Genomic DNA, 5217 nt, shown 5'->3' with positions numbered 1-5217 from the left:
CCGCTAAACGCATAACCCGTGAATGAGGGGGTTCCAACACGTAAACGTGTTGGAACCCCCTCAAAACAATTAGAGATCAGTGATTAGGCCGCAGATAACTATCGTGACAACTAAACAAACCTTAAATTTTGTTTTTCTAAGTGGAATAAGTTAGGTGGATAGCTGGCTTTGGGCATTTTTGTAAAGAAATTTTGAGATTTTGTAGAAAAATCATTTTGGAAACAATTTTTCTTTTCTAAATCGTGATAGAAAACGTCCTAAAATCTGCTTCCATTCTCTATTGTTATCAAATCGTTAATAATCTGCTTTTGGGGTAGGGGACCAAAGTCGGATCTTTATAAAAATAGCTCAATATTTTGGCTATTTTGCGCACATTCTGAAGATGTTAAATGGGGGTATTTTGAAAACTGTTGGATGCGTAGAAGTGCTACTAGCTCACATTTTTCTTTTAATAAGTGACCTGTCTGGCAGTAGATGCTTCATGTGTGACATGTTTTCAGAAAATAATGTGGAAACGATTGTCATATGTTGATATTTTAAGTTTAAGTTATAAGAAGACACCTATCGGAAGGTCTTAATAAAGATGTCACGTTTTAAGTTTAAAGCGCCTGGGCGCCGCCACTCAGCAGTACCGGTTGCTGCTGCCCTGGTAGCCTCCCTAGGAATTATTGGCCTCCCGCAGGTCGCCCCGTCGGCACAGGCTTTTGTTCCCGCCTCTATCACCCCCGGTAACCCTACTGACCCGACGATTACTGCGAGCCTCACTCACGCTCCGAATGGAAAAGATAAGCCGGGAAAAGGTGAGACCTTTACTTACACCGGAACTCTTGAGTTTGGGAAGATGACTGAAGAGGGAGTTACCCGAACTGTCTCAATTACGGTAAGCCAAGATTCCAACGCACCTTTTATTAGCGCACCGAAAGTTGAGGATTTTTCTGGTCTTCCGGACGGGGCAAAGATTTCTGGGCCAAAGGTTTCGGGAGATGGTTCTTGGACCTTTGAGGTCGCTAACTTTAATAAGGACGCCACGGTAACATTTACCAAGCAGGCGACTGTCAAGGCTGATGTAGCGGATGGAACTGCAATATTTGGCTCTATTTCCGCAAATGTGAAGGCTGTGCCGACTATGAAGGTGCAGGAGGGTCAGGGTGTTGTTGAGCCAAACACTTGTAATCCGCTTTATACCTTTAATTTCAAGATTCCTAATGATAAGCCCGGTGCTTGGTTGTCTGATATTAAGATCGCTGCCACAAACCAGTCAGGCAATATGTCGGTTGATTCTTGGACTGCCAAGGATTCAAAGATTGTAGTGAAGCGTGGAGAGCTCATTGAAACGCTTGATGCTAATAATTTAAAGTTGAGAGAGCATCCAGACAGTGAAGTTACTGCGACTGTTGTATACAACGATAACGACACCACTCCTCCATACGTTCCAAATCCTCTGTTATCAAAGGAAGAGTATCCGAATCTAAAGTGGTTGGATTCTGCTAACTGGGAGTTTGATGCACAGAATCTAACTGGTCGAGTATGGCTGCCTTCCGGCACTGAGATTCAAGTACAGCGTCGAGTAAATCTCGATAACTGTAAAATGATTGGTGGTATTGCAGTTGCGACTGACGGGAAAGTTCTTCGCTCGGCCATTGCACTTTCTTTCCCCGTAACCCGACCGCAAGCGGATGTTGACGCCTATGCAACGGATGCTTTTGTTCTTCCCGGTGGGCCAGTTGATACTAGCAACTGGTGTGACAACATTATTTGGAATGTTGGTGGAAAGGCTGAAAATACTAAAGATGTGGAATGGTTCTCTGCCAACGGCGTAGATTCAGCAAAGTACGCGGGACCGGGCATCAATGCTCAAGCAGGTAACATCGCTATTTCTAAGTTGCATAAAGATAAGCTATTCTACATCGGTACTGATTATAATTTGTATGAACGTGAAGTCTCTGGAGGAACCCCTAAAAAGGTTTCCTTAAGCCGATTACCGGTGTCATATGCAGCTCCTTCAGTAGGTATCGATCCTTTCGGTATTCTCTGGGTATTCGGAGCTAACACTATGTTTGGAAAACAGAGTAACCTTTGGTCGTTTGACATTAACAACCCTTCCGAAGGATGGAAGAAGCATAACGCGGTATCTGCTGGATGGGACCTTGCATTTTCCCCTCAGGGCGATCTTGTGATTGTAACGCTAAATACTTCATCCACTGATAAGTTTTTCACCTTTGAAAAGTACGATAGGGCCGAAATTCTGAAGGATAACAAAGTAACGCAAGGGCTCGGTTCTTCCCTTGCGCACACCGACACTTACTTCAAGAGTCCAGGGAATACTGCTACTTTTAACCAGATAAATGGCTTGGGCATTGACAAAAATGGAAATGCCTATGTTTCCGATTGGCAAGCATCTAGTCTCGTAAAGCTCAGTTTCCCGGCGACAAAGGCTACAGGTAACGATATCGAAGTTGTTAGTAAATCGATTTTCGTCCCTCAGATTGTGGATATGGGCTCCTGTAACTTTATCGAACAGGAAGCTCCCGGCGGTAAGAAAGTTCGGAAACTCGCTATTGATCCGCTAAGTGGGGAAATTGTGCAGCCTAAAGATCCTTCACAGCCCTCCCGCTCAACCAATCGAGTGACTTTGAAGGGTGATGGTTCTGCAACTATTCGTTATGCTATTCAGGTTACTAATCTCGGCGAAGATGAGGATTCAAAGTCGACTACTGTAATCACCGATGATTTTTCTGCCCCTGACGGCTTTGAACTTGGTGACGTAACCATTAAGAAAAATGGATACTTAGTCGCCGAACGTACTTCGGATAAAGATGCTGTTCACGTGAGTTACGTCTTTGAAGATGTTCCTTTTAAAGCTCATGAGACGCGCACCTACATTGTTACGATAGATCTAAAAGCAAAGGACGGCCTTGCATCCTTGACTCAAAGTCAAGGTGATTGTGAAAGTTCTTCGACGCCGGGTAATGGTCTTGGCTTCGTTAACAATGTGACTATTCAGGGCGAAGATAGTGATGGTGAGAAGAATAATGAGGCATGTATCCCTTGGGAAAAGCCTGAGAATGTACGTCTGACCCTTAAGAAGAGGGTTGTACGTCAAGACGGCTCGACTATCGATGAGGGTGCTGAAGATAGTCCGTTGTCTACTCGGTACTCAGACTACTTCCGATTAATTGCTGCACCCGAGGGCTCAGTTGACCCGGTCGCGGGTATCGTGACGCCGCCCGAACCTGGTTTCTCCGTTGTCGATGGCTACGGTTATAAGTCGCAGCAGGTTGTTCCCGGTACCTATAAGCTAACCGAAATGCCGGGTAAAGAAACCAATGAATTTGGTTTCTTCCAGTACGAAGATTGGTCCTGTGCCGAGACCAATGGTTCTGGCGATGTCGTTGCAGTTAGCGCTAAAGACACCATTGAAGTGAAAGATAAAGACGTTACCTGTGTTGTAGTCAATACGCTAAAGCCCAAATTTAAGGTTGAAAAGTTCGCCTCCAACGGTGAACATGTCGGTGCAGCAATCGAACCCAATGCCCAAGGTAAACTAAGCGTTGTCTACAAAGTTGACGTAACCAACCTATCTAATTTTGAAGGCAACATCGAAGGTGATTCTGCTAACCCAGCAGTTAAAGATCTGTTCGTTGTTCCTGCAGGTCTGAAGTGGGACGGTTCCGAAAAGGCAAAGGTAACCTACGCTGGAGCTGGTGAGCCCGCCGGCGTTCCCACCGATGGCTTAACTGAAACTCAACTTTCAAGTAACGCAACTCTGGCTACCTCGATAAATAACATTCCTGCAGGCGCCAAGGGTACTTTCACCATTACCATCCCGCTCGTAGTTGATAACACTGTGGCGGATAATGGTAAGACAGTATTCGAAAATAATGTCACTAAACTTGGTGAATGTGAAAGCATGGAGGTCGATACTCAGACCGTTACTAAGAACGGCCGCGGTATCCTAAACCAAGTAAGCCTCGCTAACGAGTCAATGACTTACCCCGGTAAGCCCGTCCGTGACAACATTGCTTGTAACCCCGTTAAGCCCAAGACATCTTGGCGCGTAGAAAAGGCTGCCAAGAGTGGAACTGGTTGGGCAGAGGCAGGTACCGCTGCTCCAACTGTTGAAGCAACGCAGGCCGATAAGAAGATCAACAACTTCGAGGTCACGGCCGACTACAAGATCACTGTAACTAACAATGGTCCTACATCTGGCACCCGCCCTGCTATCACCGATAACGTGACTCTACCTGCAGGGACCAAATGGGAACTACGTTCAATCGAATACCAATTGCCTGGTAAGACCGACTGGGTAGTGGTCCCCTCTCAGCAGGGAACCAGCTTTGAGATCCCGGCCGGAGAAACCTCTGTTGGCACTAACAAGTCAGAATCGATTTTGGTTCGCGTTAAGGCTCATATCATCAATCCGACCAAGACCGATTGGGAGAAAGCTGGCGAGTGTCGAAACGACGGTGCAGGCACTCCAGGAACTGGTTTCTTCAACACCGTTACCTACGCAGGTGATACTGATGGCGTTAAGAACAACGATGCCTGTGTGCCCGTAAAGCACACTCCTGGCGAGTTCCAGATCCTCATCCGTAAAACCGATGACACTGGTAAGTTCTACCTACGTGGTGCTGAGTTCAAGATCTGTGAAGATAACCCGAACTCGAACCCCAATGCAGTATGTAGCTCACCGCTTCCGTTGTTGAAGGACAACCTAGGAAACTGCGAAGTCTACCCGGTTGACTCCCTACTCCACAAGGCTTGTAAGGCACAGTTCAGTGGCGCCAATGACCCCACCAACAAGAGCTTGGCAACCTTCGTCTCCAACCCCCTAAAGGCCCGAAATGACGATGGCACAACCAAGTTCTACTGGCTGGTTGAAACAAAGGCTCCAGAATGTGTTCCTGAAAATAAGGGTGAGAACGGTAAAGAATACTGTGCTTCGCTGCTACCTCAGCCGTTGAAGTTCAGCGTTAATAGTGATGGTGTAATCACCCCGTTCGACGGCGCTGGAAAACTAGTCGAAGGTAGGGCATCCTCTTCTCAGGAAGTTTGTAACCCCACGACCGACGCAAACTGTGACCCGACCACCTGCCTTAAGCCCGTAGACGATACCTTCTACGTATTCAACGGACTAATCAAGGTACACGACCCGCGTCGTGGCGAGCTCCCCATCTCTGGTGGTACTGGCCCGATGCCCTACGCCTTAGCTGCAGG

General features: G+C 46.8%; 1 protein-coding gene. It reads left to right on the top strand.

Translation table 11 applies throughout. From position 1 onward, the window contains the following. Positions 1-583: 583 nt before the first annotated feature. Positions 584-5217: hypothetical protein (locus BSR28_RS08740; RefSeq protein WP_143237660.1), on the top strand; the 4634-nt coding region annotated here is incomplete at its 3' end.

Source organism: Boudabousia liubingyangii (assembly GCF_001907245.1).
Lineage (GTDB): Bacteria > Actinomycetota > Actinomycetes > Actinomycetales > Actinomycetaceae > Boudabousia > Boudabousia liubingyangii.
Note: the sequence above shows the minus strand (reverse complement) of the source record. Positions and strands in the feature narration are given on the sequence as shown.